At 63.6% G+C, this 462-nt stretch carries 1 protein-coding gene; it reads right to left on the bottom strand.

All coding sequences use genetic code 11. From position 1 onward, the window contains the following. On the bottom strand, positions 1 to 193 hold a 193-nt coding region (locus EN780_RS40125), incomplete at its 3' end, for a hypothetical protein (RefSeq protein WP_210215143.1). Positions 194 to 462: the final 269 nt, after the last annotated feature.

Here is a 462-nt window from a genome sequence, read left to right as displayed (position 1 = left end):
GAATACATCGTGGACCGACCACACCATCGCCAAACAAAGGTCCATAGCGGCTGTCGTTGAGCCATTGATGGAGCGACTCGGTCGTCGGCAGAAACAGGCTCGGCGGCGCCGTGCGAAGGTCCCGCTTGGTCCCGATCCAGCCATGGAAATGCCAGCCGCACGCCTTGCAACCCAACCGGTCGGCGCCCGCCACGCCGTCTCCCGAGGTGAGCGTTAGCGGCGAACCACAGCTTGGCTCGGGGCACATGAAGAATGGGAATTGATATTCGCCGGTCCGGCCGGTCGGCTGCCACACCTCTTTGTCAGCCTGCTCCCAATTCTCAGGGACGGAGCCATTTTGAAGGCCAAGGGTGAGCGGGGGAGAACCATCGATCCTGTGGAGGGCGGCGAGATAGCGCGCGAGGCGCTGCGCCTGATTGGCTGCGAGGCGGATCCGCGGATAGACGAGAAGCGCTCGTGTGC

The organism is Mesorhizobium sp. M4B.F.Ca.ET.089.01.1.1 (assembly GCF_004022605.1).
Taxonomy (GTDB): domain Bacteria; phylum Pseudomonadota; class Alphaproteobacteria; order Rhizobiales; family Rhizobiaceae; genus Mesorhizobium; species Mesorhizobium abyssinicae.
Note: the sequence above shows the minus strand (reverse complement) of the source record. Positions and strands in the feature narration are given on the sequence as shown.